Annotated in this window: 23 protein-coding genes; 14 read left to right on the top strand and 9 right to left on the bottom strand. The window is 58.2% G+C overall.

Going from position 1 to position 25670, the window contains the following annotated elements:
• Window positions 1-62: 62 nt before the first annotated feature.
• From trxA to FS819_RS15330, 3 genes are all read left to right on the top strand, one after another.
• Window positions 63-1061, top strand: coding sequence for a thioredoxin (gene trxA / locus FS819_RS15340; RefSeq protein ID WP_156548071.1), 999 nt, complete (start codon window positions 63-65; stop codon window positions 1059-1061).
• A 177-nt stretch (window positions 1062-1238) separates the two neighbouring features.
• Window positions 1239-1913, top strand: coding sequence for an LON peptidase substrate-binding domain-containing protein (locus FS819_RS15335; RefSeq protein ID WP_156548070.1), 675 nt, complete (start codon window positions 1239-1241; stop codon window positions 1911-1913).
• A gap of 33 nt (window positions 1914-1946) precedes the next feature.
• Entirely contained in the window at window positions 1947-2135 is a 189-nt protein-coding gene (locus FS819_RS15330; RefSeq protein WP_015917483.1) for a Trm112 family protein, read from the top strand.
• 51 nt (window positions 2136-2186) lie between these two features.
• Here FS819_RS15330 and FS819_RS15325 read toward each other — a convergent pair whose 3' ends face one another.
• Window positions 2187-3401 carry a ubiquinone biosynthesis hydroxylase gene (locus tag FS819_RS15325; protein WP_156548069.1) on the bottom strand — a complete coding sequence of 405 codons (1215 nt, stop codon included), beginning with the start codon at window positions 3399-3401 and terminating at the stop codon, window positions 2187-2189.
• 86 nt (window positions 3402-3487) lie between these two features.
• On the opposite strand from FS819_RS15325, the gene tesB reads away from it, so the two are divergent.
• The 8 genes from tesB to FS819_RS15285 all read left to right on the top strand — a co-directional run bounded on the left by tesB (window position 3488) and on the right by FS819_RS15285 (window position 14637).
• Complete coding sequence (gene tesB / locus FS819_RS15320) at window positions 3488-4372, top strand: acyl-CoA thioesterase II (protein ID WP_156548068.1); 885 nt, start codon at window positions 3488-3490, stop codon at window positions 4370-4372.
• A gap of 218 nt (window positions 4373-4590) precedes the next feature.
• The gene (locus tag FS819_RS15315; protein WP_272492752.1) at window positions 4591-4941 is read left to right on the top strand and encodes a P-II family nitrogen regulator; all 351 of its coding nucleotides are present in this window, start codon (window positions 4591-4593) and stop codon (window positions 4939-4941) included.
• A 28-nt stretch (window positions 4942-4969) separates the two neighbouring features.
• Window positions 4970-6328: an ammonium transporter gene (locus FS819_RS15310; RefSeq protein ID WP_156548066.1), complete on the top strand. Its 1359-nt coding sequence runs from the start codon at window positions 4970-4972 to the stop codon at window positions 6326-6328.
• Between the two features lie 292 nt (window positions 6329-6620).
• The gene (locus tag FS819_RS15305; RefSeq protein WP_156548065.1) at window positions 6621-9248 is read left to right on the top strand and encodes a DNA translocase FtsK; all 2628 of its coding nucleotides are present in this window, start codon (window positions 6621-6623) and stop codon (window positions 9246-9248) included.
• Between the two features lie 120 nt (window positions 9249-9368).
• A complete protein-coding gene (locus FS819_RS15300) occupies window positions 9369-10022 on the top strand; it encodes an outer membrane lipoprotein carrier protein LolA (protein ID WP_156548064.1) in 654 nt (217 codons plus the stop codon).
• Window positions 10023-10396: 374 nt separating this feature from the next.
• Window positions 10397-12682: a glycoside hydrolase family 3 protein gene (locus FS819_RS15295; RefSeq protein ID WP_156548063.1), complete on the top strand. Its 2286-nt coding sequence runs from the start codon at window positions 10397-10399 to the stop codon at window positions 12680-12682.
• A 214-nt stretch (window positions 12683-12896) separates the two neighbouring features.
• Window positions 12897-13700, top strand: a complete 804-nt coding sequence (locus tag FS819_RS15290) for an exodeoxyribonuclease III (protein WP_156548062.1) — start codon at window positions 12897-12899, stop codon at window positions 13698-13700.
• A gap of 28 nt (window positions 13701-13728) precedes the next feature.
• Entirely contained in the window at window positions 13729-14637 is a 909-nt protein-coding gene (locus FS819_RS15285) for a HEPN domain-containing protein (protein WP_156548061.1), read from the top strand.
• 399 nt (window positions 14638-15036) lie between these two features.
• Here FS819_RS15285 and FS819_RS15280 read toward each other — a convergent pair whose 3' ends face one another.
• Window positions 15037-15492: a cyclic nucleotide-binding domain-containing protein gene (locus FS819_RS15280; protein WP_156548060.1), complete on the bottom strand. Its 456-nt coding sequence runs from the start codon at window positions 15490-15492 to the stop codon at window positions 15037-15039.
• A gap of 37 nt (window positions 15493-15529) precedes the next feature.
• Window positions 15530-16213: a response regulator transcription factor gene (locus FS819_RS15275; protein ID WP_156548059.1), complete on the bottom strand. Its 684-nt coding sequence runs from the start codon at window positions 16211-16213 to the stop codon at window positions 15530-15532.
• A gap of 119 nt (window positions 16214-16332) precedes the next feature.
• Between FS819_RS15275 and FS819_RS15270 the strand changes: the two genes are divergently transcribed.
• Both FS819_RS15270 and FS819_RS15265 read left to right on the top strand, forming a co-directional pair.
• Window positions 16333-16893, top strand: coding sequence for a L,D-transpeptidase family protein (locus FS819_RS15270; protein ID WP_156548206.1), 561 nt, complete (start codon window positions 16333-16335; stop codon window positions 16891-16893).
• Between the two features lie 192 nt (window positions 16894-17085).
• A complete protein-coding gene (locus FS819_RS15265) occupies window positions 17086-17916 on the top strand; it encodes an aldo/keto reductase (protein WP_234624555.1) in 831 nt (276 codons plus the stop codon).
• Between the two features lie 76 nt (window positions 17917-17992).
• On the opposite strand, the gene leuC is transcribed toward FS819_RS15265, so the two are convergent.
• Both leuC and FS819_RS15255 read right to left on the bottom strand, forming a co-directional pair.
• On the bottom strand, window positions 17993-19402 hold the full coding sequence (gene leuC, locus FS819_RS15260; protein WP_156548057.1) for a 3-isopropylmalate dehydratase large subunit: 1410 nt from the start codon (window positions 19400-19402) through the stop codon (window positions 17993-17995).
• Window positions 19403-19716: 314 nt separating this feature from the next.
• Entirely contained in the window at window positions 19717-21384 is a 1668-nt protein-coding gene (locus tag FS819_RS15255) for an O-linked N-acetylglucosamine transferase family protein (protein WP_197434099.1), read from the bottom strand.
• A 240-nt stretch (window positions 21385-21624) separates the two neighbouring features.
• On the opposite strand from FS819_RS15255, the gene FS819_RS15250 reads away from it, so the two are divergent.
• A complete protein-coding gene (locus FS819_RS15250) occupies window positions 21625-22644 on the top strand; it encodes a glycosyltransferase family protein (protein WP_156548054.1) in 1020 nt (339 codons plus the stop codon).
• On the opposite strand, the gene FS819_RS15245 is transcribed toward FS819_RS15250, so the two are convergent.
• The 4 genes from FS819_RS15245 to copC form a co-directional block, all read right to left on the bottom strand.
• The gene (locus FS819_RS15245; protein ID WP_156548053.1) at window positions 22641-23465 is read right to left on the bottom strand and encodes an amino acid ABC transporter permease; all 825 of its coding nucleotides are present in this window, start codon (window positions 23463-23465) and stop codon (window positions 22641-22643) included. The genes FS819_RS15250 and FS819_RS15245 overlap by 4 nt on opposite strands.
• A gap of 17 nt (window positions 23466-23482) precedes the next feature.
• Window positions 23483-24280, bottom strand: coding sequence for a transporter substrate-binding domain-containing protein (locus tag FS819_RS15240; protein ID WP_156548052.1), 798 nt, complete (start codon window positions 24278-24280; stop codon window positions 23483-23485).
• An 85-nt stretch (window positions 24281-24365) separates the two neighbouring features.
• The gene (gene copD, locus FS819_RS15235; protein WP_156548051.1) at window positions 24366-25247 is read right to left on the bottom strand and encodes a copper homeostasis membrane protein CopD; all 882 of its coding nucleotides are present in this window, start codon (window positions 25245-25247) and stop codon (window positions 24366-24368) included.
• A complete protein-coding gene (gene copC, locus FS819_RS15230) occupies window positions 25244-25615 on the bottom strand; it encodes a copper homeostasis periplasmic binding protein CopC (protein WP_156531760.1) in 372 nt (123 codons plus the stop codon). The genes copD and copC overlap by 4 nt, the downstream gene beginning before the upstream one ends.
• Window positions 25616-25670 lie beyond the last annotated feature (55 nt).

The raw sequence follows: 25670 nt of genomic DNA, 5'->3' as shown, positions 1-25670 counted from the left end.
AGGCGGCACCTGGAATGCGTTTGCAAAACGCCCGGGCTGTCAGGAACAGGCGGGAGATGGTGATGAGCAATTCTGGTAATCCCTACGGCGGCTCTTATCGCGGGCAGATGACGGCCAATGCGCAATTCGGCACGGCGCCTGCTGCGGCAGCACCAGCGTCTGCAGGAGCAGCGCCCGCGGGTGGTCTGATCAAGGATACGACCACCCAGGGCTTTGCCAAGGATGTGTTGGAAGAATCTCGCCGCCAGCCGGTTCTGGTGGATTTCTGGGCGCCGTGGTGTGGTCCTTGCCGCCAGTTGACGCCGATCATCGAAAAGGCGGTCAATGAGGCCAAGGGCAAGGTCAAGCTGGTCAAGATGAATATCGACGACCATCCGGCTATTGCCGGTCAGCTTGGTATCCAGTCCATTCCTGCCGTCGTCGCCTTTGTCGATGGCCGCCCTGCCGATGGCTTCATGGGCGCGCTGCCGGAAAGTCAGGTCAAGCAGTTCATCGACAAGCTGGGTGGACCAGACGGCGGTGCTGATCAGGCGGCGGAAATCGAGGCTGTGCTGGAAGAAGCCAAGGGGCTTTACGATGACGGCGATTTCGACGGCGCTGCCCAGCTCTATGCAGCGGTTATGCAGGCCGATCCGGAAAATGCCAGGGCGGTTGCCGGTATTGCCGAATGCATGCTTGCCCTCAACCAGCATGAACGGGTGCGCCAGATTGTCGATGGTCTGCCTGAAGAACTGGCAAAAGCCGTTGAAATTCAGGCCGTGGCCAAAAAACTGGAGCAAATCGAGGAGGCCCGTAAGCTGGGTGACCCAGTGGCGCTGGAACAGCAACTGTCACTTAACCCTGACGATCACGAGGCGCGGCTGAAGCTCGCCAAGATCCGCAATGTCGAGGGCAAGCGCGAAGACGCGGCTGATCATCTGCTATTGATCATGAAAAAAGACCGGACCTTCGACGACGATGGCGCTCGCCGCCAACTGGTTGAATTTTTCGAGGTCTGGGGTCCGAAGGACCCGGCCACCATTCAGGCTCGGCGCAAGCTGTCTTCGATCCTGTTTTCGTAACGGGCTTGAAGGCAGAGAATGGGACGAGCCCTGTTCAAGGGCTGATCCCTATATGCTCAGGCGGGCGGAAGTTGTGTTCTGTGGCAGGCGCATCTTGAGATTTGCCGGGCGCATGCCACATTATAAGGAATTAAAGAGCGACAGGGCATTGGCTCGGTGCTCTTTCAGGAGGTTGTAATGCAGGTCGGCAATGCGCGATATCTGACGGCGGCTGATTTTCCGGAAACATTGCCGGTTTTTCCGCTGGCAGGAGCTCTTCTGCTGCCCGGTGGGCAATTGCCACTGAATATATTCGAGCCGCGCTATCTGGAAATGTTCGATGCAGCGCTGCGCAGCAATCGGCTGATCGGCATGATTCAGCCGGCATTGACCGAGCCCTATGAGATCGCCACCGGCATTCCGGCCCTATGCAGCATGGGATGTATCGGTCGGATCACCTCTTTCGCCGAGACGGGCGATGGCCGCTATATTCTGTCGCTGGGTGGAATATGCCGTTTCAGGCTGAGCGAAGAGCTGAAAACCACCCACCCATTCCGCACGGTGCGAATTTCGCCGTTCATGGCCGATCTCGCGGCTGAAGGTCAGGAAAACAGCGTGGATCGGGATCGGTTGCTCGCGGTGTTCCGGGCCTATCTCGATGCCAACAAGCTGGAAGCGGATTGGGAGAGCGTCCAGCGCGCCAGCAATCTGACCCTGGTCAATTCTTTGTCGATGATGTCACCTTTCACGCCTGCTGAAAAACAGGCCTTGCTGGAGGCTACCGATCTGCATAGCCGCACGGAAACGCTGATTGCTATTACTGAAATTTATCTGGCACGTGGTTTCGGCGATGTGGAGCCGGTTTTACAGTAACGGTGAAGCGACAAACAATGAGGGAGCGCAGCCATGGATCAGCGGATGAACGGTGTCGATCCGAAAATGCTGGAATTGCTGGTCTGCCCGCTGACCAATGGCCGCTTGACCCTTAACCGGGAAAACAACGAGTTGGTCTCGGAAAAGGCACGGCTTGCCTATCCCATTCGCGATGGCATTCCGATCATGCTGGTCTCGGAAGCCCGCAAGATTGAAGACTGAAGGCGCTGTCTTGAGGCCGTTGGCCTCGCCAGTCGCCAGTCACAGTCTGTTTCAGATCGCCTGACCGGTCAGAAGTTTCGGACCGCCCTTCACCGCTGTTCCTGCCGCCTCGGAAATGAAATAGCTTTTCAGTTTTGGCAGCCGTTCCACCAGGCCGAGCCCGAAATCCCGGGCGATTCTGACCGGCGTAATATCGTTGGAAAACAGCCGGTTCAGCACGTCGGTGGTGACGCCCATGCGGAATGTGTCGAAGCGACGCCAGGTCTGGTAGCGTTCCAGAACGGTGAGGTCGCCGATATCGAGGCCGAGGCGATCGGCATCGACGATTGTTTCCGCCAGCGCGGCCACATCCTTGAAGCCAAGATTGAGGCCCTGGCCGGAAATCGGATGAATACCATGAGCGGCGTCCCCTGCGAGCGCCAGCCGTGGCCCGATGAAAGAGCGGGCCAGCGTCAATCCCAGCGGAAAGGCGCGCCGGTCGCCGGTGGCACGGATAGCGCCGAGTTTGTGGCCGAAACGGCGCTCCAGTTCGGTTTCGAACATCAGGTCGTCCTCGGCCACCAGCCGGTCCGCATCCTCGCTGCGCTCAGTCCAGACCAGCGACGAGCGATTGCCGGTCAAGGGCAGGATCGCGAAGGGGCCAGCGGGCAGGAAATGCTCCTCTGCCACCCCTTGATGAGGACGCTCATGTTCGACCGTGGTGACAATCCCGGACTGGCCATAGGCCCAGGTGACGGTCTTGATCCCCGCCATGTCCCTGATGCGCGAGCGCACACCGTCACAGGCGACAACCAGACGGCAGTCAAGGGTTGTGCCATCGGAAAGCGCGACTTCGGCCTTATGGCCGTTCACGGAAAAGCCTGCGGCTTTGACGCCATGGCGAATGGAAATTCCCGCCTCTCCGGCAGCGTCGAGAAGCGCCCCGACCATGGCGACATTGGGCACCATATAGGCGAAGGGCTTGCCCTCCTCGACTTCGCCGTCAAAGGTCAGGTAGACGGGCCGGACCGGATCGCTGGTGCGCGAATCGGTGACGATCATCCGGTTGATCGGCTGGGATTGCGGCGCAATCGTGCTCCAGACGCCGAAAACCTCCAGCATTTTGGTGGCTGCCGCAATCACCGCCGAGGCCCGTGGGTCCTTGCGCCACTGGCCTTCGGGGGCTGCTTCGATTACCGTCACGTCCAGATGCGGCGCGGCGCGCTTGACGGCGAGCGCCGCCGAGAGACCGACATATCCGCCTCCGACTACAACCAGATCCGCCATCATCTACTCCCTTGCAGCTTGTATCGTGCTTCGGGTCTTATATAGATCACTTGGACCCGACTTCCTACCGCCGGAGCTTTTCCAAAATGCCGCAGACAGAAAATTCCGCCACGCCGATGGAAAAACTGATCGAAACGCTGAACCTGGAGGCCTTGGAGGTGAATCTGTTCCGAGGCATCAGCCCTCAGGTTGGGTGGCAGAGAGTGTTCGGCGGCCAGGTCATCGCTCAGGCCTTGATGGCAGCGCAGCGCTGTGTCGATGGCGAGCGTTATGTTCACTCCCTGCATGCCTATTTCCTGCGTCCAGGCGATCCGGCGGTGCCAATTCTTTATCAGGTCGAGCGCACCCGTGACGGCGCCAGCTTTTCGACTCGTCGGGTCGTTGCTATCCAGCACGGCCAGATGATCTTTTCGATGTCGGCCTCTTTTCAGCAGGAAGAAGAAGGCTATTCCCACCAGCTCGTCATGCCCAATGTGACGCCGCCGGAAGGGTTGATGGGTGAACGGGAATTTCGCGAAATGTTTCTGTCGCAAGCGCCCGCCCATATCCGGGCCTATTGGGCAAGAGAGCGGCCGGTGGAATTTCGCCCCACCTCCTTCCTGCATTATCTGACAAAGGACAAGCTGGAACCAAAGGCCGATATCTGGGTGCGCATGACGGGTACGGTGCCGGACGACCGCCGCCTGCAGGCAGCCGTGCTGGCCTATCTCTCGGACATGACGCTCCTGGATGTCGCGCTCTATGCCCACGGCGTTTCTGTTTTCGACCAGCGGATCCAGGCCGCCAGCCTTGACCATGCGATGTGGTTTCACCAGCCCGACAAGCTCGATGACTGGCTGCTCTATTCCCAAGACAGCCCCAGCGCGTCGGGTGGCCGGGGAATGACCAGAGGCTCAATTTATACGCGGACAGGCCAGCTGGTTGTTTCCGTTGCCCAGGAGGGCTTGATTCGGAAAAAGGCAAATGATTAAATTTTGTGCGATTTTTTGAATTTGCACAAAAAAAACCATGTTTTCGCCCATTCCTGTGCCTTTTTTTTGGTGTTCTCCATTATAGTCTTTTTATTTCAATAGCTTACCTGTCTCCTGAAACTTGGCACACGGTTTGAATGTAGGATGACAGTCGCTGCCCCCTGTCGTAGGTCGGCGTCGAGGAGAGACGGCGTTTTTCGCCGAGGATAAACCAGAGGATGGGAAACCAGATGAAGATTGTGATGGCCATTATCAAGCCGTTCAAGCTGGACGAAGTGCGCGAAGCACTGACGGCTGTCGGTATCCAAGGCCTGACCGTCACGGAGGTCAAGGGATATGGACGGCAGAAGGGGCACACGGAAATCTATCGCGGCACGGAATATGCCGTGAGCTTCCTGCCCAAGCTGAAGATCGAGGTCGCAGTGGCGACGGATGTTGCCGAAAAGGCGGTGGAAGCGATCGCCTCTGCTGCCAAGACCGGTCAGATCGGCGATGGAAAGATTTTCGTCTACGGGATCGATCAGGCGGTGCGTATCCGCACCGGTGAAACCAATACCGAAGCCTTGTAAGACCGGCCGTCAAGGGGAGTTCATATAGATGTCGTTTTCCACATTCAAATCTCAAGCTATGCGCCTCGGGGCTGCATCGGCGGCCTTGATGGCACCGGCGATTGCCTTTGCGCAGGATGCAGCGCCAGCCGTTGCGGCGGCAGCTGCTCCTGTTCCCGATAAGGGCGATACCGCCTTCATGTTCCTGTCCACCATCCTGGTTCTGTTCATGGCGGTTCCGGGTCTTGGTCTATTCTACGGCGGCCTGGTGCGCGCCAAGAACATGCTGTCCGTGCTGATGCAGTGCACCGTCATCGCCGCGATGGTGATGATCGTCTGGGTCATCTATGGCTATTCCTTCGCCTTCGGCGGCGGCGAAAGCCCGTTCTTCGGCGGCTTTGCCAAGATGTTCCTGGCTGGCGTCGACACCACTACAACGGCTGCTACCTTCAGCAAGGGCGTCGTCATTCCTGAATATATCTTCATGCTGTTCCAGATGACCTTCGCAGCGATCACGCCTGCTCTGATCATCGGTGCCTTTGCGGAACGCATCAAGTTCTCGGCTGCGATCCTGTTCTGCCTGCTTTGGGTCACCTTCGTCTATTTCCCGGTCGCCCATATGGTCTGGGATGCCAAGGGCTATCTCTTCGGTCTCGGCGCCCTTGATTTCGCTGGCGGTACAGTCGTTCACATCAATGCTGGCGTTGCCGGTCTTGTTGGTGCGATTCTGGTCGGCAAGCGCACAGGTTATGGCAAGGACATGATGGCCCCGCATTCCATGACGCTCACCTATGTCGGTGCCGCCATGCTCTGGGTCGGCTGGTTCGGCTTCAATGCCGGCTCCAACCTCGAAGCCTCCGGCGGTGCGATGCTCGCCACCGTCAACACCTTTATTGCCACGGCTGCGGCTATCCTGTCCTGGTGCGTGGTTGAATCCTTCACCCGCGGCAAGGCCTCGATGCTGGGCGCTGCCTCCGGCATGATTGCTGGCCTCGTTGCCATCACGCCTGCCGCCGGTATTGTCGGCCCGATGGGCGCCATCGTCATGGGTGTGATCGTTTCGCCGCTCTGCTACTTCTTCGTTTCTGTCGTGAAGAATAAGTTCGGCTATGACGACACGGCTGACGTGTTCGGCGTGCATGGCATTGGCGGCATGTTCGGTGCTATTTCCACCGGCATTTTCGCCAGCGCTTCCTTGGGTGGCGTCGGTTATGTCGGCGAACAGACGATGGGTGGCCAGGTCATGGTGCAGCTTCAGGCTGTGGTTATCACCGTCCTGTGGACCGGTATCGGCTCTGCGATCCTCTACAAGATCGTCGATGTCATCGTTGGTCTGCGTGTGCCGGTCGAAGCCGAGCGCGAAGGTCTCGACCTCGCCTCGCACGGTGAAGCTGCTTATCACTCCTGATCCCTGTTGCTTCCCTTTGGGGGGGCGATCAAGGTGCTTCGTTACCAGAAAACCAACCCGGGCCTCGTGCCCGGGTTTTTTGATTCTGGACAATCGCGCTCTATATACGCTCATAGCGAAAGACTGGTTGCACCACGATGGCAAGGCGGGCTTTCGACCGGATGGGTTATCCATGGTTAAAGGAGCGTTAACCCGTGTTCTGGTAATCTCACCTTTCGCAAGCCGGTTCGGGTCCTGCCCGGCGCATCCGGTTTCCAAGTTTTGTTGAAATTGCACTGGCAGGCGAACACCTATGAGCAGAAGCACGCTGGCAATATTGGAAGAGCGGTCGCCTCGGATGATCGTGATGGGTTTCATCATGCGGCAATTCCTGGCGCTGCTTGGATTTGCCCTGTTCCTGGGCCTGGTGGCAGCCATTGCCGCGCTGGCCACCTGGAATGTTGCCGATCCCAGTTTTTCCTATGCGACCAGCCGGGCGCCCACCAATATTCTCGGTTATCCCGGCGCTGTGTTCGCTGATCTCTCCATGCAGTTTTTCGGGCTTGCATCGGTTGCGGCACTATTGCCGGTTCTGGCCTGGTCGCTTTCGCTGATTTCGGGCCGCAAGATCGCCCGCCTGCCACGTCGGCTTGCCGCCTGGGGTACCGGGGCGGTTGCGGGCGCTGCCGTGTTTGGCTGTTTTCCGCCGCCCGGCACCTGGCCGATTCCCAACGGGATCGGTGGGGTGATCGGCGACATGATTCTGCGCTTTCCCGCACTGTTTGTCGGAGCCTATCCGACCGGAACCTTTGCCATGGTGCTGGGCGTGATCTTCATCGCCCCGATGCTGTGGCTGATGTTGTTTGCCGCTGGTATCATCGGCAATGAAGAGGATGATTTCGAAGCGGAAATTCTGGCTGCCCGCGCAAGCTCACAGGCGGGGTCCCGCAAGAGCAAGGCCGTGCCTATCGTCGATGAGGATGAAGACGATGATGACCGTACCGGGCCTTTCGCGCTGGCTGCTGGTGCGCTCGCCCATGTCTGGTATACCGGTCAGGCCCGAATGCGGCGTCTCGCCGGTCTGAAGCCAAAAAGGCGCGAGCGCTCGGATTTCGACCAGCCCTATGATTTCAACGATGATGAGGTCATGCCGGTTCAGGCTGGACGCCCGGACCACCGTGCCGATCCGTCCTTTGAGCCGGGTGAGCGGAGTGCGGGTCGTCGCCGTATTGCATCGCCGCCGGTGTCACCGGACGACGCGCATGACGAGCCACCCTTTGACCTGCGCACCCGTGGGCGCTCGGCTGATGACATCCTATTCGACGATGAAGACGAAGATCGGGCTGCAAAGCCTTCTGCCCGCCGCGCGGCGGCTCCTGCTGAGCGTCCGCGCCCGGCTCCGGTCGCTGGTCCAAGAGGTGCGCGCGGGTTCCAACTGCCATCGGTTCAGCTTCTGGCCGAACCGCGTGCGGTTGCCAAGGATGCCAGCCTGTCGGCTGACCAGCTTGAACACAACGCCCGGACGCTGGAAGGTGTGCTGGAGGATTTCGGCGTCAAGGGTGACATTATCGAAGTGCGGCCCGGCCCGGTTGTCACGCTTTATGAGCTTGAGCCAGCGCCAGGGATCAAATCATCCCGCGTTATCGGTCTTGCCGATGATATTGCCCGCTCGATGAGCGCTATTGCCGCCCGTGTTGCCGTCGTGCCTGGCCGCAACGCCATTGGCATCGAATTGCCGAACAGAACCCGCGAAACCGTGTATTTGCGGGAAATGATCGGTAGCCGCGACTTCAACGGCTCGACAGCCAAGCTGCCGATGGCGCTGGGCAAGACCATTGGCGGTGAACCTGTGATCGCCGACCTCGCCAAGATGCCGCATCTGCTGGTGGCCGGTACGACCGGGTCGGGCAAGTCGGTGGCGATCAACACCATGATCCTGTCGCTGGTCTACCGTTTGCCACCGGAGAAATGCCGGTTGATCATGATCGATCCGAAAATGCTGGAACTGTCGATTTATGACGGTATTCCGCATCTGCTCTCGCCTGTCGTTACCGATCCGAAAAAGGCTGTCGTCGCCTTGAAATGGACGGTGCGCGAGATGGAAGAGCGCTACAAGAAGATGTCGAAGATCGGCGTGCGCAATATCGACGGCTTCAACAGCCGCGTCGAGCAGGCGATTGAAAAGGGTGAAGTGCTGACCCGCACCGTGCAGACCGGCTTTGACCGGCAGACCGGCGAGGCCATGTACGAGACCGAGACCTTCGATTTGCAGCCCATGCCCTATATCGTTGTTATCATCGACGAGATGGCCGACCTGATGATGGTGGCGGGCAAGGATATCGAAGGCGCGGTGCAGCGCCTGGCGCAGATGGCGCGCGCGGCTGGCATTCACGTGATCATGGCGACGCAGCGTCCATCTGTGGACGTGATCACCGGCACCATCAAGGCGAACTTCCCGACCCGGATTTCCTTCCAGGTCACCTCCAAGATCGACAGCCGTACTATTCTGGGAGAGCAGGGCGCCGAACAGCTGCTGGGTATGGGCGATATGCTCTATATGGCTGGCGGCGGACGCATCCAGCGTGTTCACGGACCTTTCGTCTCGGATAATGAGGTGGAAGACATCGTTGCCTATCTGAAAACCCAGGGTGCACCGGATTATCTTGATGCCGTGACCATCGATGAGGACGACGACGAAGGCGGTGGACCGGCAGGGACCGGCAATCTGGCCGAATCGGACGATCCTTACGATCAGGCCGTCGCCGTCGTGCTTCGGGATGGGAAAGCCTCGACCTCCTATGTTCAACGTCGGCTGGGCATCGGCTATAACCGTGCCGCATCGCTGATCGAACGCATGGAACAGGAAGGCATTATCGGCCCGGCCAACCATGCGGGCAAACGCGAAATCCTCGTTCCAACGGAAGCTGACATCGAGCGGTGACGGCGACGGGCTGGTGTGGAACGTCCAGGCGCTGAAAGGCGTTTCGGCGTTCACGATCCAGTGTTTGTCACCATGGCGCCCGGTTTGCGCTGTAGGGAACAGGGGCAAAAGGAGAAAAGAATGCAAAAGAAGACGTTTGCCCCGGCAGGCATGACAGGGATGATTGGCCGCCGGGGATTTATTGGCCTGGCGGCTGCCGGGATCGCTGTGGCAGCCACAGTATCACCCGCATATGCCCAGGCCCAGGCCAGCGCCGCGCAGAGGATTGCCGATCATTTTGCCTCGGTGAAAACCATGATGGGCGAGTTCGTGCAGTTTGGCCCACGCGGTGAACAGACAGCCGGAAAATTCTATATCGAACGGCCCGGCAAGCTGCGCTTCAACTATGAGCAGCCGTCGCCGATGCGGGTGATTTCCGATGGCCGCAACGTGGCAATCGGCAACCTGAAAATGAAGACCTGGGATGTCTATCCGCTGTCGAAAACGCCGCTGAGCCTGCTTCTGTCCGACCGCATCGATCTCGGCCATCAGATGGTGCGGCAGGTCAAGGAAGAGCAGGATCTGACCACCATCGTGCTGGGCGATAAGTCGATTTTTGGCGACCAGACGATTACCCTGATGTTCGACCCGAAGACCTTCGAGCTGCGGCAGTGGACGGTGACCGATGCGCAGGGCAAGGACACGTCGGTGATGATCTTTAACGTCCAGCAGGGCGTCAATTTCGATGAAAAAGTCTTCGAAGTTCCCTATGACGATATCCGCAATCGCGGTTAGATGTTGCCTTTGGATAAACTGGAACTCGATTTTCCCGAAAAGACCAACGAAAACAAGAGAAGCGTGAGACCGTCTGGTTCAATCTGAACCTGACAGGCTGTCGCGCATTTCAGAGATAGATATAGAGTTGCGTTTCGATTTTTTGAACGCTACGGTTATCATATAACGGATCACATTGGCGCATCTTGCGGTTCATCATGCGCAAGATGCTTTACTGCCGTGGCTTTTTTCTGATCGTGCCTGGGAGGAGTGCGATCAGAATCGAGTGGAATTTCGGAGGATTTTCCGCCCATGTCCGGCGGGCAATTGATTGCAAACATCCGGATCGGAATATTGCGCGTGACGTAAAGAATTTGGCTTTGGAGGAGGCCCCCATGAACAATAGAACGCGTGCGCCCATATTGGCGCTATGCGCTGTGGCTGGCGTCACGGTTGCTTTTGGCGCATATGGCAAGACCATGGCCACAAGCAGTCAACCGGCACTGAGTGCGCGTGCGAAGAGCATCATCACCATTGAAGGGAAACAGTTCAAGGATCTGAATGCCAATGGCGGGCTTGATCCTTACGAGGACTGGCGCTTGAGTGCCGAGCAGCGGGCAGCCGACCTCTTGTCACAGATGACCCGGCAGGAAAAAGCCGGCATGTTGATGATCGACACGCTAAATGCCGGCTGCGGCGGCGCAATTGATGCGAAGGCCGTGGACTATATTGTCAGCCAGAAGATGACGCGCTTCATCCTGCGCTCCGTTGCCGCTGCAAAGGCAGAATCCTGCGATGGTCCGCCAGCCAATAGTCGCGGCGGCTACGTTGTTACGCCGCAGCAGCTGGCCGCTTTCTCGAATATCATCCAGGAGATGGAAGAGGGCAGCCGCCTGGGCATTCCGGCGGTGTTCAAGGACAATGCGCGCAATCACGTTGAAGCCGATCCACGCTTCGGCATTTCGGCAGGCTCTGGTGCTTTCACGCAGTTCCCGAAGGAAGCCGGTCTGGCCGCCGCCGCCTTGGGCGAGGAATCGCGGAAGACCGGCAAGGCACCGACGACTGGCGACATGGCCGATATCAAAACTTTTGCCGAGGTGATGGGAGCGGAATACAATGCCGTCGGCCTTCGCGGCCTATATGGTTATATGGCCGATCTGGCCACTGAACCGCGTTGGTATCGGGTTCATGAAACCTTCAGCGAAGACGCCGATTTGACCGCGAATATCGTAAAGACGCTGGTCAATGGCCTGCAAGGTGGGCCGGTCAATCCAAAGACTGCGGTGGCAATGACCCTGAAACATTTCCCGGGCGGCGGCCCGCAGGAACTGGGCCTGGACCCGCACTATTCCTTCGGAAAGAACCAGATCTATCCTGGTGATACCTTCGCTTATCACCTGAAGCCGTTCAGGGCGGCAATCGATAGCGGGGTGTCGTCGATCATGCCGTATTACGGTGTGCCGATCAACCTGACCTACGAGGGCGTGACCTACGACCAGATTGGTTTTGCGTTCAACAAGCAGATCGTCACCGATCTCCTGCGTGGAAAACTCGGTTTCAAGGGCTATGTCAATTCCGATACGGGCATTGTCGATACCAGGGCCTGGGGGCTGGAAGGCAAGACAATAGCGGACCGTGTGGCGACAGCCATCAACGGTGGCACTGATATTCTCTCTGGGTTCCACACCAACAAGACGATCACTGATCTGGTCGATTCGGGCCTGGTGCGTGAAGCCCGTGTTGATGAGGCGGTTAAACGCTTGCTGCAAGAACAGTTCCAGCTCGGTCTGTTTGAAAATCCCTATATCGACGCGGGCAAGGCCAATACCGTGATTGGTGCGCAGGATAGCCGTGCCAAGGGGTTGGACATCCAGAGGAAGTCGATTGTCCTGTTGCAAAACCAGACAGGGGCCGATGGCCGAAAGCTTTTGCCGTTAAAGGCTGGTGCCAAGGTTTATACGATGGGCATGGGCAAGGCGGATGTCGAGACGTTTGGTTATAAGGTGACCGACGGCAATTATGATGCCAGCAAGGGCCAGACCCGGCCAAGCGCTGCGGGTGCTGACTATGCAGTCATCCGGGTTCTGGTCAAGGATAGCGGTGCAGCCTATGACAGCAAAAGTGACGCCAGCGGCAACAATCCTGCCCATAGAACTCCCGCGGGATTGCCCGGTGCGGGGGAAACATGGGGAAGCCAGGACCCTTGCCGTCTCTATCCGGCAATCAATGCGACGTGCTCCGATACACCGGCGCTGATCTTTGGCGGTGCCTTGCCGTGGGAGGTCGATGACATCAGCTTCACCGGCATGGCCAGCCAGACCTCTCGCAGCATGTCTCCGTCCCTTGCGGACATCAAGGCGGTGATGGCCGAGATTGGTGATCCGAAGAAAGTGGTTCTAAGCATCTATTTTCGGGCGCCCTATGTGTTGGACGAGGCCAGCGGACTGAAAAATGCCGGCGCAATCATGGCGACCTTCGGTGTCACGGATGTTGCGATGATGGATCTGGTCTCCGGCAAGGTCAAGCCGCAGGGCAAGATGCCGTTTGCCTTGCCAAGAACGAAGGACGCCGTCACCTACAATCGATCCGATATGCCCGGCTTCAAGGAAACCACCAGGCCAGACGGATCGGCGCTGGAGGGTGGCGAATTGTATCCGTTTGGGTTTGGTTTGACGGATTGACCCATCGCTGACCGAGGCTTGGTTTCTGCCCGAGTCTCGGTCAAGAGTGTCTTGGTTTTTCCGGCAGCGTCATGCTTTGATCGAGCCTGCAAAGATGCCGCATCTTGCGAATGTATTCCGAGATCGTCAATTTCAAGCCTTTCCATTGTCCGGTTCGATGCTGTAGACGGAAGACGGCGATGCCGGGCAAGGTCCGGCGCTGAAGGAACCCGGCATGACTTTTTCCCTGACCACCTGGAATATCAATTCGGTGCGGCTGCGTATGCCCATCGTCGAGCATTTTCTCAAACTGCGCCAGCCGGATATTCTCTGCCTTCAGGAAATCAAATGCCAGAACCATGAGTTTCCGTTGGAGGCGTTTCAGGCGCTGGGCTATCCCTATGCCATTCTGCATGGCCAGAAGGGCTATCATGGCGTTGCCACCGTCTCGAAATTTCCTTTGACCGAAGATCACCGGCAGGATTTCTGTGGCGTCGGTGACAGCCGCCATATTTCGGCGATTTTCGAGTGGAACGGGCGGCGTATTCGCCTGCATAACTTCTATGTGCCAGCGGGCGGTGATGAGCCCAACCGGGACATCAATCCGAAATTCGGCCATAAGCTGGATTTCGTCGAGGAAATGAAGGCGCTATCGGCCAGCGCCGAGCCGGAGACGTCCGCTATCCTGGTTGGCGACCTGAATATTGCACCGCTGGAGCATGATGTCTGGTCCCATAAAGCACTGCTGAAGATCGTCTCCCATACCCCGGTGGAAACCGCAGGCCTGCTTGACGTGATCGACCGGGGTGGCTGGGTGGACCTGATGCGCCAGCTGGTCGATCCATCGCAAAAACTCTATACGTGGTGGAGCTACCGCGCCAAGGACTGGGACAGCGCCGACAAGGGCCGCCGCCTCGACCATATCTGGTCATCACCAGATTTGTTGCCGTCGCTGAAAACCATCGAGATCTTGCGCGAAGCGCGCGGCTGGGAAAAGCCGTCCGACCACGTGCCGGTGACGGTGCAGTTCGCGCTTTGATGTCAATTTGAGTGCAACGGAGGGGTGGATGGATCAGGACCGGCTCAATCATCTGCCCGCCCGCAAGCAGCGCGAGCTGCAGCGGGTGGTCCGCATTCTCTTCGATGAATTTGAGGCCGCGCAAAAGGGCAGGCTTTCCGATAAAAACAAGGGCGGCCGTATCCTCAAGCTGATCCTGTTCGGCTCCTATGCGCGTGGCGATTGGGTCGAGGATCATGCCAGCGGCTATTATTCCGATTATGACCTGCTGGTGGTGGTCAATACCGAGGTTTTTGCCGACGAGGATGAGTTCTGGCGAGGTGCGGAAGAGCATCTGACACGGGAGGAAGTGGCGACCAAGCGCTTGAAAACTCCTGTTAGTTTCATCGTTCATTCCCTTGAGGATGTGAATGATCGTCTGTCGCGTGGCCAGCCCTTCTTCATCGATATCGTTCGTGACGGCATTCCGCTCTATGAAGCGCCGGGTTTTCCACTTACGACACCAAAACCTCTGGACCTTGAGGAGAGACGGCTTCAGGCGCAGGCTTATTTTGACGATTTTTTTCTGGATGCATCCCGCCAGTTTGAGCTGGCATCAGAAGCGATGCTCAGAGGTTATCACAAGCAGGCAGCTTTCCAGCTTCATCAGACAGTTGAGCGGCTTTATCACTGCTTGTCTTTGGTGTTAACGCTATACACTCCCAAGCTGCATGATCTTAAAGAATTACGATCAAGAGCTGAAGGCCTTGATGCACGATTGATTGAGGCTTGGCCGCGCAATAGCCGTTTTGCTCGCCGATGTTTCGAAAGGTTGCGTCGCGCTTATGTCGAAGCCCGTTACTCGTTAAAATATGAGATTGCGGATGAGGAATTGGCTTGGCTGGTAGAGCATATCACACAGTTGCAGTGTGCGGTCGAACTGGCCTGCAAGGAGCGGTTGGAGAACCACGATATATAGAAGTATCAGTAATTGCTGTGATTGATTGGCGACGGTACATGATATTGTCGCTTCGATATGCCGTTTACCCCCCTCTGCCTTGCCAGGCATCTCCCCCTCAAGGAGGGAGATCGACCCGGAGTTGGCCGCTCGCTTCAAGCCATCTGAACAAACCGTCGGAAATCGCCAATGTTTCCGAAGAATGAGCGGCTACGTCTATCCGATCTCCCTCCTTGAGGTGGGGTGAGGAAGGGTCGGCGTAGCCGAACAATCGATCCAGTGGATCGATTGTACTGACGAACGCCCGGAGCCATGCGAAGGGCCAAGCCTGGCAAGGCAGAGGGGGGTGAACCTCACGGTAAAACGATGATGCAGTCCTGCTGCCCCACCAGACAATGCGACATGGTGAGCCGTCGCGTGTTACCGAAAACGCTCTTCCATCCCCTTTGCACCGGTCGCCAGTGCCATGAGATTTTGCCGGATGCGCTCCTGCATGACCAGGCCAAGCTTTGGATATTCCTCCAGCAGCCGGTGGAACAGCGGGCGGGGAATGCGCAGCACTTCGGAATCCTCCAGGGCGATGGCGGTGTATTTGCGCTCCACCATGGTGGCCAGTGCCAGTTCCGATAGCATGGTGCCAGGACCGGCCACGGCGGCGACTTGCGGCTTGCCATCGCGGCCCGTGTTGGAAAGCTCGAACCGGCCGCGCACCACCACATAGGCGCATTCAGCCGGGGAGTGTTCCCGAAACAGCGGCTGGCCCTGGCCGATGGGCCTGTGTTCGGCACCAAAGGCGATCAGCCGAAGTTGGTCCGGCTCCAGCCCCTGAAACAGTGCCAGGGATGAGAGCAGTTGCATGTCATCGCTCAGCGCCATCGAGAATGCTCCGGTTCAGGGTCCGTTCAATGTCCGTTTAGGGAATAATCTTGTAACCGCCGTTTTCGGTGACCAGAATTTCGGCGTTGGACGGGTCCCGTTCTATCTTCTGGCGCAGGCGATAGACATGGGTTTCCAGCGTATGGGTGGTGACGCCGGAGTTGTATCCCCAGACTTCTTCCAGCAGCACGTCGCGGGTGACGACTTTCTGCCCGGCGCGGTAGAGATAGCGGATGATGGCCGCTTCCTTTTCGGTCAGCCGGATTTTCTTGCCGTCTTCGATGGTCAGCAGCTTCTGGCTTGGCTTGAACAGATAGGGGCCGACGGTAAAAGTCGCATCCTCGCTCTGCTCGTGCTGGCGCAACTGCGCACGGATGCGCGCCAGCAGAACCGCAAAGCGGAATGGTTTGGTGACGTAGTCGTTGGCACCGGCTTCAAGCCCCAGAATGGTGTCAGAATCGGTGTCGTGGCCGGTCAGCATGATGACAGGGGCCTTGAAGCCGCCCTTGCGCAGCAGTTTCACGGCTTCGCGGCCATCCATGTCAGGCAGGCCGACATCCATGATCATCAGGTCCACCTGGCCGTTGCGGGCGGCCTGCACGCCCTTGGTGGCGTTGGATTCCTGCTGGATCGAAAACTCCTCATAAAGGGAAAGTTGTTCCACCAGCGTTTCGCGCAGGTCATCGTCGTCATCGACCAGAAGGATCGTCCGAGCAGCCATACCTGATATACTCCCAAGCAGCGAACAGGCCAGATTGCACTGTTCTTGAAATCATTGTCTTATCTAGCCAACTCACTCTACAAGAAAAGTGTTCGACAAAGCAAAACTCCGTGAGCGAAATGCCAAACCCAGTTTCCAGAGCCGGGGCTCAACCGCGCCAAGGTCTTCGCAGTATTGTGGTGCGCCGCAAGCCCGGTTGCAAGAGCCAGGCCATCGTTCAGGCCGGACCGCTGCGGTTTCCCGCCGCCATCGGACGGTCGGGCATCACGGCTTTCAAGCGCGAGGGCGATGGCGCAACCCCACGGGCATCGATGCGGTTGCTTTGCGGCTACTTTCGGGCGGAGCCTCGTGGGGCGATACGCTCACGCCTGCCCTTGAGGTCGATTCGTGCCGATATGCTGTGGTGCGATGCGCCGGGCCATCCGGCCTATAACCGTCCGGTCAAGGCGCCTTTCAACCCCAGTCATGAGCGGTTGCAGCGACAGGACCGGCTTTACGATGTTTGTCTGGTGATGGATTGGAACATCAACTGCCGCAAACAAGGCAGCGGGTCTGCAATCTTTTTCCATATTGCCCGCCCGGACTATGCCCCGACGGAAGGCTGCGTGGCGATCAGCCCCGCCGACATGCGTCGCCTGCTGGCGTTTGTTTCGCCAGAGACTGTCGTCACGGTTTTGTAAAAAATCCCTTTCCCATCCAAACAGATGTCTGTCGGGGTGTGAAAGCGGCAACGCTTGCCTATCTATGGAACCGGCATCTTTGAATGTGCATTCCCAAACGAGCCGCAGTCTCGGCTGCGCCTCTGTCTTTTTCCAGGGCAGTCATGGCCCTTGCCCGATCTTAAACCCCGATCTCGAATGGGAGACTCTTACGTGGCAGATCAATCCAATATTACTTTTTCCGACGGCAACAGCATCCCACAGGTGGGTCTCGGCGTCTGGCAAACACCCAATAGCGAAGCGGCACCTGCGGTGCGTTCGGCGCTGTCATCGGGTTATCGCCATATCGATACGGCTGCCGTCTATGAAAACGAGGAGGGTGTCGGCGAAGGCATCCGCTCGTTCGGCATCGACCGCGGCGATATTTTCCTGACCACCAAGCTGTGGAACAATGAGCAGGGCTTCGACAACACCCTCAAGGCCTTCGATGCCAGCCTGAAACGGCTCGGCACCGATTATGTCGATCTCTACCTGATCCACTGGCCATCACCGCATCGTGGCCTGTTTGTCGAGACCTGGAAGGCCTTCATCCAATTGAAGGAGGAGGGCCGGGCGCGTTCCATCGGCGTGTCGAATTTCTACGCGGAACACCTGAAGACGATCATCGATGAAACCGGCGTGGTGCCTGTCATCAACCAGATCGAACTGCATCCGGATTTCCAGCAGAAGCAAGCCCGCGAATTCCACCAGGCCCGTGGTATCATCACCCAGTCCTGGAGCCCTCTGGGCCAGGGCAAGTTGCTGGACAATCCGGTGATCGGCAAGATCGCCGCCAAGCATGGCCGCACGGCGGCGCAGATCATCATCCGCTGGCATATCGAAAGCGGGCTGGTGGTCATCCCGAAATCCGTCACGCCGTCGCGCATCGAGGAGAATTTCAAGGTGTTCGATTTCAGCCTTGATCCACAAGACATGACTGAGATCGCTGCGCTCGACAGCTCATCGACCCGCATTGGACCCGATCCGATGACCGCCAGCTTCTGATTTCACGTGAATCATTGAGTGAAAACAAGAAAGGCGGCTCTTGAGCCGCCCTTCTGATCAAAAGTTCGAGACTATCTCACTTCCACTCGCGGATATCGACGAAGTGGCCGGCAATGGCAGCGGCAGCGGCCATGGCGGGGGACACGAGGTGGGTGCGGCCCTTATAGCCCTGGCGGCCTTCGAAATTGCGGTTCGAGGTCGAGGCGCAGCGTTCCTCCGGCTTCAGGCGGTCGTCGTTCATCGCCAGGCACATGGAACAGCCCGGCTCACGCCATTCGCAACCAGCATCGAGGAAGATCTTGTCGAGACCTTCGGCTTCCGCCTGTTCCTTGACGAGGCCAGACCCCGGAACCACCATGGCAGAAACTGTCGAAGCCACCTTGCGGTCCTTCAGCACGGCGGCTGCGGCGCGCAGGTCTTCGATGCGGCCATTGGTGCAGGAGCCGATGAACACCCGGTCGATGGCGATATCGGTGATCTTGGTGCCGGGCTTCAGGCCCATATAGTCGAGCGCGCGCCACTTCGACGTCCGCTTGTTTTCGTCAGCGATATCGTCGGGGTTCGGCACGACGCCCTGAACCGAAATCACATCTTCCGGCGAAGAGCCCCACGAGACGATGGGCGGCAGGTTGGCGGCATTCAGCACGACGGTGCGGTCGAAATGCGCGCCTTCATCGGTATGCAGCGTCTTCCAGTATTGAAGCGCCATCTCCAGCTCTTCACCCTTCGGCGCGCGGGGCTTGCCCTTGATATATTCGAAGGTCTTTTCGTCAGGCGCAATCAGGCCAGCGCGGGCGCCGCCTTCGATCGTCATGTTGCAGACGGTCATGCGGCCTTCCATCGACAGGGCCTGGATGGCTTCACCAGCAAATTCGATGACGTGGCCGGTGCCGCCAGCCGTGCCGATTTCACCTATGATGGCGAGAATGATGTCCTTGGCGGTGACGCCAGCAGGCAGCTTGCCATCGACACGCACCAGCATGTTCTTGGCCTTCTTCTGGATCAAGGTCTGGGTGGCCAGAACATGTTCCACTTCCGACGTGCCGATACCATGCGCCAGGGCGCCGAAGGCTCCGTGGGTCGAGGTATGGCTATCGCCGCAGACAATGGTCATGCCGGGCAGGGTAAAGCCCTGTTCAGGGCCAACGATATGCACGATGCCTTGGCGCTTGTCCTTTTCGGAATAATATTCGACGCCGAAGTCAGCGGCGTTCTTGGCGAGCGCCTCGACCTGGATGCGGCTTTCCTCGTTCTTGATGCCCTCGGCCCGATCCGGTGTGGTCGGTACGTTATGGTCAACGACGGCCAGTGTGCGGGTTGGTGCATGCACCTTGCGGCCAGCCATGCGCAGACCTTCAAAGGCCTGCGGGCTCGTCACCTCATGCACGAGGTGGCGGTCGATATAGAGAAGACAGGTGCCGTCATCCTGGCGATCCACCAGATGGTCATCGAAAATCTTGTCGTAGAGGGTACGAGGTGCGCTCATGGCTGTTCATCCGTCGAAGGGTTGAAAAGGGATTGGGTCATATGACCGCGTCAAAGGTTGTTTGCAAGACTGTCGCAGTGAAAGGCCGCTGGCCGAACCGCGAGGAGCGACTTATGCCAGCTGAGTGCCTAGCGCCGCACCGATACGCGCAAAAAAGCGTGCCGGCAGACGCTTGTGGTCTTGCAGGACGAATATGTCAGGCGCGAGACATCCGAATTTAGATCCCATGCCGGTCTGATACCAGTTTTCAAGCGAAACGGCAATTCAAAGATTGAAGGCTTCGCCTTGGGTTTGATCAAGGACGCCAGCAAGGTTTACAGGACTGGAACTGAAAAATCCTGCGGCTCAAGGCCTGTTGCCGCCCGCGCCGCCATGGTATGATAGGCGGTTTCCAGGTGGTGAATAAATCTGTTGACATCAAACAGCGGCGATCTTGCGCCTTGCGTACGAATTGTCTGTTTCAAGGCCTCACGGGCGCTCTTGTCGCGGGCGAGATCGATGCACAGAGTGACATAGGCATCGGCGTCTCGGACAATCAGCTTTTCTAGCCCACACGCCTGCAATAGGCTCGCCGTAACGCGGCTGGCGAAATTTCCGCCCGAAAAAGTTGGCACGGGTAGACCAGCCTGCACGGCAGCGAGTGTTGAAAATCCGTCATTGTAGGGGAAACAATCGATGGCGATGTCGGCCAATGTCATCCAGCGAACTTGCTCCATGGATCTGGCGGGGTTGCCAAAAATCAACCGGTTTTCGGCAATGCCCTGGCGTTTCATCCAGGCGCTGAAATTATTGCGGGCGTAATTACCACAGGATATCCATAGCAGGCTATTTTCCGTCTGTCGGAGAATGTCGCGCCAAAGATCGGCGGTTTGTGGAGATATCTGCTCGGTGGGGTGAAAGGCCGCGAAGATCACCCGGTCTTCCGGCAGGCCCAAGTGCTGGCGCGACAGCGAAGGTGGCTGTTGTATGGGAGAACTTACGAGAAAAGTCTCCGGCAGATGGCAGATCGCCCGGCCATGGAGGCGGAGGTCTTCCTTTGGCAGAACTGCGTTGTTTGCGAGCATATAGTCGCATATCAGCCCGGTTCTTGCCCCCGGATGACCGGCCATTGCCAGATGTAGTGGTGCGATCCGGTGCCGCAGCAGATCAGGACGGCCGCCGTCGCCATGGCCAATCGGATCGATCAGGATATCGATATCAGCCGCGCGCAGGGCAGTCAAAGCCGTATCCTCACAGAGATCCTTGAGGTTGAGAGCCGTCATCTCTGCATCCAATTCGTTTTGTCCCGGCGGCTCGTTGCAAATCAGCAATACTTCGAAAGCGGCTCGGTCGTGTCGGGCGGCAAGCGACAGGGTGAGCCTGCGAAGTGGATCGTCGCTTGGCCCATCGGCGAGCAGATAGGCGAGTTTGAGTGTCTCGCCAGCTGGTTTTCTCCAGTCGCGTGAAGCTGGTCCCGGAGCTGGCAAGCCATTGTTCCAGCGGCTGTTCAAAGTCTCGTCATCACACCAACTCAGATGAGCGGTCTGGCTGTCGAGTGAATAATAGGTCTCCTCCTGCCGGTTCAGCCGATCCCGGACCGCCTGGTCGCTCATGCGCATTTCGTCGATATTGAGCGTCTGTCGCAAAGCGGTCCGATAGGTTCGCCAGGATTGGACATCAAAGGGACCGGAGCGAATAGCCCGCCTGGACGTTTCGAGGCGCTGGATTTCCAGTGCACTCGCCTTCTCAATCCCGGATCGTTCCATTTTGTCCGCGAGTGTGGTCAGGGTGAGAGCTTGATCAGGCAAAATTCTTGCCGCTTGCCGGTACAATCCTGCGGCTTCGGTGAAATGGTCGAGCTTGGCACAGCACTGCGCCATGACCAGCAAGGCTTTCGGCCCCGGAGCCGGGTCTTTGGCCAGAGCGCTTTTCAAAGCGGCATAGGCATCCGCCAGGTTTCCGGAGGCGTAAAGCGCCAATGCTGCGGCAAGATTGTCGGACATCGCGTCTGCTGTCGCTCCTGTTGATCGCCCGGCGATATACCGTTGGTCTGGCGCAGGGCTTGTCTTTCGTTCAGGCTTGCAGCATCGGACCACAAAGGGTCTGCCAGTTTTCTGTATGATGCAGGGGCACGTCATCCAGCCTGGGGAAACACTGCCTTTCTATAGGAATACCAAGTCTCGAAGATGCTGAGGCATCCTCTCCTTTAAAAATTCTGTTGCCCTGTTTTCGGAAAACCCTGCATGTCCCAGCTTTCAATTGTTGTTCCAAGCCGCCGATCGCTGGAGAAGAGCCGATTTTCCTTGGAAAGTGCGTTGATCTATGCGGAAAAGCTGGATGCCGTGCTGATCGTGTCCGACAATTCCGGCGATCCGGCCAAGGCGGAATGGCTGCAAGGCCTGGGCGCGCGCGTTCGTTACCTGCATTCCACCGCAGAAGATGCCATAGCCAATCTGGTCAACGCGCTCAACCATGTGGAGACACCGTTCCTCATGCCATTTGCCGATGATGACGCGATTTATGTTCTCGATGGCGTGCCGGTTGGCGATCTCTTTGCTTTGCCGCCAGGTGTCATCGGTTTGCGACCGCAAACGATGATATGGCGCGACGATGCGGGTGTAGCCGACGTGGTAACAGCCAATCTGGACGCGGAGACGCCATCAGAGCGAATCCAGCAGTATATCGACTCCATTGGTGGCAATAATGCTCTTTATTACAGCATTTACCGCAGCCAGCTGTTTGCCGGTATCCTGAAGATTTTCCATGACCACCATCCGACGCGGGGTGCTTATTGCGATTGGAGCTTCGTCGTGACCTTCCTGTGCTGTGGCAAGGTCCTGCACGATCCGGCCCTGATTTACTGCTACGATCTGGGGCAGTGGCAAACTTCTGCTGTGCTGGAGGCCTCGTTCGAAGCTTTGCTGTTGCAGGTCGGCCTGCCAGCAACGGCGCGCCATTATCATGAATTTCTGTTGTTTCTGGATGTACATAGCCTACTTGGCTGGCGTGACCTGCCTTTGGCCGCCCAGGACCGTGACGATGCGATCGGCGCCAATGTCCGGTTCAATTTACGGGTATTCTGCAATCGGGTGGCCCGCCAGCCGGATCTTTATCCGCAAGAGGTCAAGGATGCGGTGGCAGCACTTGGCACTGCCGCCGATCCGGAAACGCTCTTTGCGACGATCCTGCCGGTGGCCGATAGCCTTAGACCTGGTCTTGCCGAGGAGTATCGCCGGTATCGGGCGGTGATTGGCGACGTTTAGGTTCTCTGGCCATCGCGGGACCGCATGCGCTTTTCCACGCGCCGCAGGATGAGGGACAGGCCGATGGTGAGGATCAGATAAATATAGGCGACGATGGAATAGGTCTCGAAAAACCGAAAGGACCCGGAGGCATAGATCTTTCCTGCCTGGCTGATATCGGCGACGCCCAGCACCGAGACCAGTGACGAATCCTTGACCATGGCAACGAAATCATTGGAGAGCGGCGGGAAAATCACCCGTATGGCTTGAGGCAGGACCACCAGGCGAAATCGCTGCGTCCGGTTCAGCCCCAGCGATTTGGCCGCCTCGATTTGCCCCTTGTCGATGGATTCGATGCCGGCCCTGAAGATTTCGGCGATAAAGGCCGAATAGCCGATGCAAAGCGCAAAAATCGCCCGCCACATCAGCGAGACATCGCGCACCTGAAGTGGTTCCAGCCAACCGGAGGAAACAAGCGGGGCGGTGAGGGTATTATAGAGGGCAACGAAGCCGGGTGCGCCGACGAAGGCCACGTAAAACAGCAGGACCAGAACCGGAATGCCCCTGACGATCTCGATATAAAACCGGGCGGCCTGGCGCAGCACGATGCTATCGGCCATGCCCGCCAGCGCGATCAGCAGGCCAAGTATGGAGGCGAGCGCAAAACCGCTCAGCGTGACGAAAACGGTGACGCCGATACCGCGGGAGACGGTTTCGAACACCTGGGTATAGAGATCGTTGACGGCGATGGTGATGGCCAGCGCCAGCGCCAGAAGGCCAAGCGCCACCAGCCACCAGGGAAAATCCTGCTTGCTACCGTTCGGAAGGGTCTGGAAGGCCATGGAAAACTGCCTGGCCGTCAATCACCCAGCTTGTAATCGAGGAACCATTTCTTGTTCAGGGCGTCGAACGTGCCATCGGCCTTCAGGGCCGCGATGGCGGCATTGACCGGCTTGACCAGATCCGAACCCTTTGGAAAGATGAAGCCGAAATCTTCTGTGCCCAGCGGTTCGCCGATGATTTTCAAGGCACCACCGGAGGCATCGACATAGCCCTTGCCCGCCGTGCTGTCGGTCAGAACCAGATCGACATCGCCGGTCTTCAGGGCCTGCACGGTTGCGCCAAAGGTTTCAAACAGTTTGATACGCGGGTTCTGTTCGTTACCATCAAGCACTTCGTAGACAGCGGTGTAGAACGGGCTTGTGCCGGGCTGCGCGCCGATCAAGCCTTTGTCGAGGGCCATGAAGCTCTTGGCATCGGTAAAACGGGCCTCATCGCCGCGCACCAGCATCAATTGCTGCGAGCGCATATAGGGATCGGAGAAATCGACCTTCTCCTTGCGGTCTTCCTTGATGGTGATGCCGGTCATGCCGATGTTGTATTGACCGTCGGACACCGCCTGGATCATCGCATCCCAGGAGGTGTTCTGATATTCGACCTTGAAATTCAGCCGCTTGGCGATCTCGTTCATGGCGTCATATTCCCAGCCGATGGCCTTGCCGCTCTTCGGATCGACAAATTGTATCGGCGGATAGGCGTTTTCGGTCACGACGATCACCGTCTTGCCGCCAAGATCCGGCAGATCCGCAGCAAAGGCGGCGAAGGGGGCAAGCAAAAGAGCCGAAAGACCGGCGAGAACGGTGCGGCGCAAAGACATGAAAATAACTCCTGGACCATGTGGCGAGCGAACACTGTCACACATGATCCCTCCATTTCAAGGGACTTGAGGCCCGAACAGCCCTTCATCCCGGCTGCATCGTGCCGAAGGCGGAGACCAGTGCGACAGCGGCAAGACCCAGCCCACATTCCGCCAGCGTTCCGATACGGATAGCGCGGATCGCGCCTGCCGGGCTGTGATGCATGCGCGGTACGAAGACGTAGCGGTTGATGATGGCGATCATCACCATGGCGGCAACGGTACCGATCTTGACGAGCAGCAATTTCTGATAGGGCATGCTGATATCGACAGCATGGGCCCCGATGATCAGCCAGGCGTTGAGTGCGCCACTGATCAGGGTCAGGGCGACGGCGATATGGCCTATGGTGGAAAATCGCATCAGCGCCGCCAGCGCCGGCGGCCGTGCGCGCTCATCCTGCATGGCCTGTAGCAATAGCACGACCGGCGGCAAGGCTCCGAGCCAGAGGCTGGCAGCCAGAAGATGCAGGCTGTGATTGGCGCGATGCAGAAGGCCGGTCGCACCCGTCTCGGCAATCGCATGACCACTGAGGCTGAGGCTGATCAAGACCAAGGCGCCAAACAGCGTTACGGCGATGCCGCGATGACGGCGAAAGACGCAATAGACCAGCAGGAGCGCGCCAGTGAGCCCTGCCTGTAGCCCGAGCGCCGCTCCGCTTTGCGTGGCCTGGAGCAGGTCGGCGACCAGAGCCAGCGTCACCGTTTGCCAGCCATCACCGAGCAAGGCTGCCTGGGCGGCGATCTTGCCGATGCCGGCAATCACCATGAGCGCGAGCGCGAGATGGTAAAATCTGGCCAGACGGTGCTCGATATGCTTGGCAAGATCCTTGGCGACGGCAAGCAACAGAAAGCCATGCGCGCCCCAGAGGAGGAGCGCGCAGGCGTCGAACACCAGGCGGCAGAGGATGTTGACCTGTTCGGGTGTCACGGCTTGACGGTAAAGCTGGTCGTACCGTTCGACTTATGACCATCGACCGACAGAACATGCCATTCGACGCTGTAGGCGCCGGGGGCAAGCGGCTCACTGAGCGGAACGCTCAGACCCTTGCCGTCCTTGCTGACCACGGCTGCACCGGTCTTGATTTTCTGCTGTTGCGGGCCGGTGATATCGACGCCGGAAAATTTCGGCTCAAGCCCTTCGGTAAAGCTGAGGTCGATGGTTTTCGGGGCGCTGGCAATGGTCGCCTTGTCCGTCGGGGCGACGCTGGCCAGATGAGCGTGGGCCAAGGCCTGGCCGGTCAGGGCCAGGGAGGCGAAGAGGGCAAATGTGGCCAGTGTTCTGGATGTGACAGTCATGATCGTGTCCTTTGGTTTTGGGTGAGATGGATTGCTGGCGGCTTTCGGCGAGCCG

The sequence above is a fragment of the Allorhizobium sp. Av2 genome, from assembly GCF_021462805.2.
In the GTDB taxonomy this organism is placed as follows: domain Bacteria; phylum Pseudomonadota; class Alphaproteobacteria; order Rhizobiales; family Rhizobiaceae; genus Allorhizobium; species Allorhizobium vitis_G.
This window is presented reverse-complemented; position numbering and strand designations above follow the sequence as displayed.

What these genes read in the sequence shown, in the direction of transcription:
- trxA (WP_156548071.1), top strand. Translation starts at nt 63, where the DNA reads ATGAGCAATTCTGGTAATCCCTACGGCGGCTCTTATCGCGGGCAGATG.
- FS819_RS15335 (WP_156548070.1), top strand. Translation starts at nt 1,239, where the DNA reads ATGCAGGTCGGCAATGCGCGATATCTGACGGCGGCTGATTTTCCGGAA.
- FS819_RS15330 (WP_015917483.1), top strand. Translation starts at nt 1,947, where the DNA reads ATGGATCAGCGGATGAACGGTGTCGATCCGAAAATGCTGGAATTGCTG.
- FS819_RS15325 (WP_156548069.1), bottom strand. Translation starts at nt 3,401, where the DNA reads ATGGCGGATCTGGTTGTAGTCGGAGGCGGATATGTCGGTCTCTCGGCG.
- tesB (WP_156548068.1), top strand. Translation starts at nt 3,488, where the DNA reads ATGCCGCAGACAGAAAATTCCGCCACGCCGATGGAAAAACTGATCGAA.
- FS819_RS15315 (WP_272492752.1), top strand. Translation starts at nt 4,591, where the DNA reads ATGGGAAACCAGATGAAGATTGTGATGGCCATTATCAAGCCGTTCAAG.
- FS819_RS15310 (WP_156548066.1), top strand. Translation starts at nt 4,970, where the DNA reads ATGTCGTTTTCCACATTCAAATCTCAAGCTATGCGCCTCGGGGCTGCA.
- FS819_RS15305 (WP_156548065.1), top strand. Translation starts at nt 6,621, where the DNA reads ATGAGCAGAAGCACGCTGGCAATATTGGAAGAGCGGTCGCCTCGGATG.
- FS819_RS15300 (WP_156548064.1), top strand. Translation starts at nt 9,369, where the DNA reads ATGCAAAAGAAGACGTTTGCCCCGGCAGGCATGACAGGGATGATTGGC.
- FS819_RS15295 (WP_156548063.1), top strand. Translation starts at nt 10,397, where the DNA reads ATGAACAATAGAACGCGTGCGCCCATATTGGCGCTATGCGCTGTGGCT.
- FS819_RS15290 (WP_156548062.1), top strand. Translation starts at nt 12,897, where the DNA reads ATGACTTTTTCCCTGACCACCTGGAATATCAATTCGGTGCGGCTGCGT.
- FS819_RS15285 (WP_156548061.1), top strand. Translation starts at nt 13,729, where the DNA reads ATGGATCAGGACCGGCTCAATCATCTGCCCGCCCGCAAGCAGCGCGAG.
- FS819_RS15280 (WP_156548060.1), bottom strand. Translation starts at nt 15,492, where the DNA reads ATGGCGCTGAGCGATGACATGCAACTGCTCTCATCCCTGGCACTGTTT.
- FS819_RS15275 (WP_156548059.1), bottom strand. Translation starts at nt 16,213, where the DNA reads ATGGCTGCTCGGACGATCCTTCTGGTCGATGACGACGATGACCTGCGC.
- FS819_RS15270 (WP_156548206.1), top strand. Translation starts at nt 16,333, where the DNA reads ATGCCAAACCCAGTTTCCAGAGCCGGGGCTCAACCGCGCCAAGGTCTT.
- leuC (WP_156548057.1), bottom strand. Translation starts at nt 19,402, where the DNA reads ATGAGCGCACCTCGTACCCTCTACGACAAGATTTTCGATGACCATCTG.
- FS819_RS15255 (WP_197434099.1), bottom strand. Translation starts at nt 21,384, where the DNA reads ATGTCCGACAATCTTGCCGCAGCATTGGCGCTTTACGCCTCCGGAAAC.
- FS819_RS15250 (WP_156548054.1), top strand. Translation starts at nt 21,625, where the DNA reads ATGTCCCAGCTTTCAATTGTTGTTCCAAGCCGCCGATCGCTGGAGAAG.
- FS819_RS15245 (WP_156548053.1), bottom strand. Translation starts at nt 23,465, where the DNA reads ATGGCCTTCCAGACCCTTCCGAACGGTAGCAAGCAGGATTTTCCCTGG.
- FS819_RS15240 (WP_156548052.1), bottom strand. Translation starts at nt 24,280, where the DNA reads ATGTCTTTGCGCCGCACCGTTCTCGCCGGTCTTTCGGCTCTTTTGCTT.
- copC (WP_156531760.1), bottom strand. Translation starts at nt 25,615, where the DNA reads ATGACTGTCACATCCAGAACACTGGCCACATTTGCCCTCTTCGCCTCC.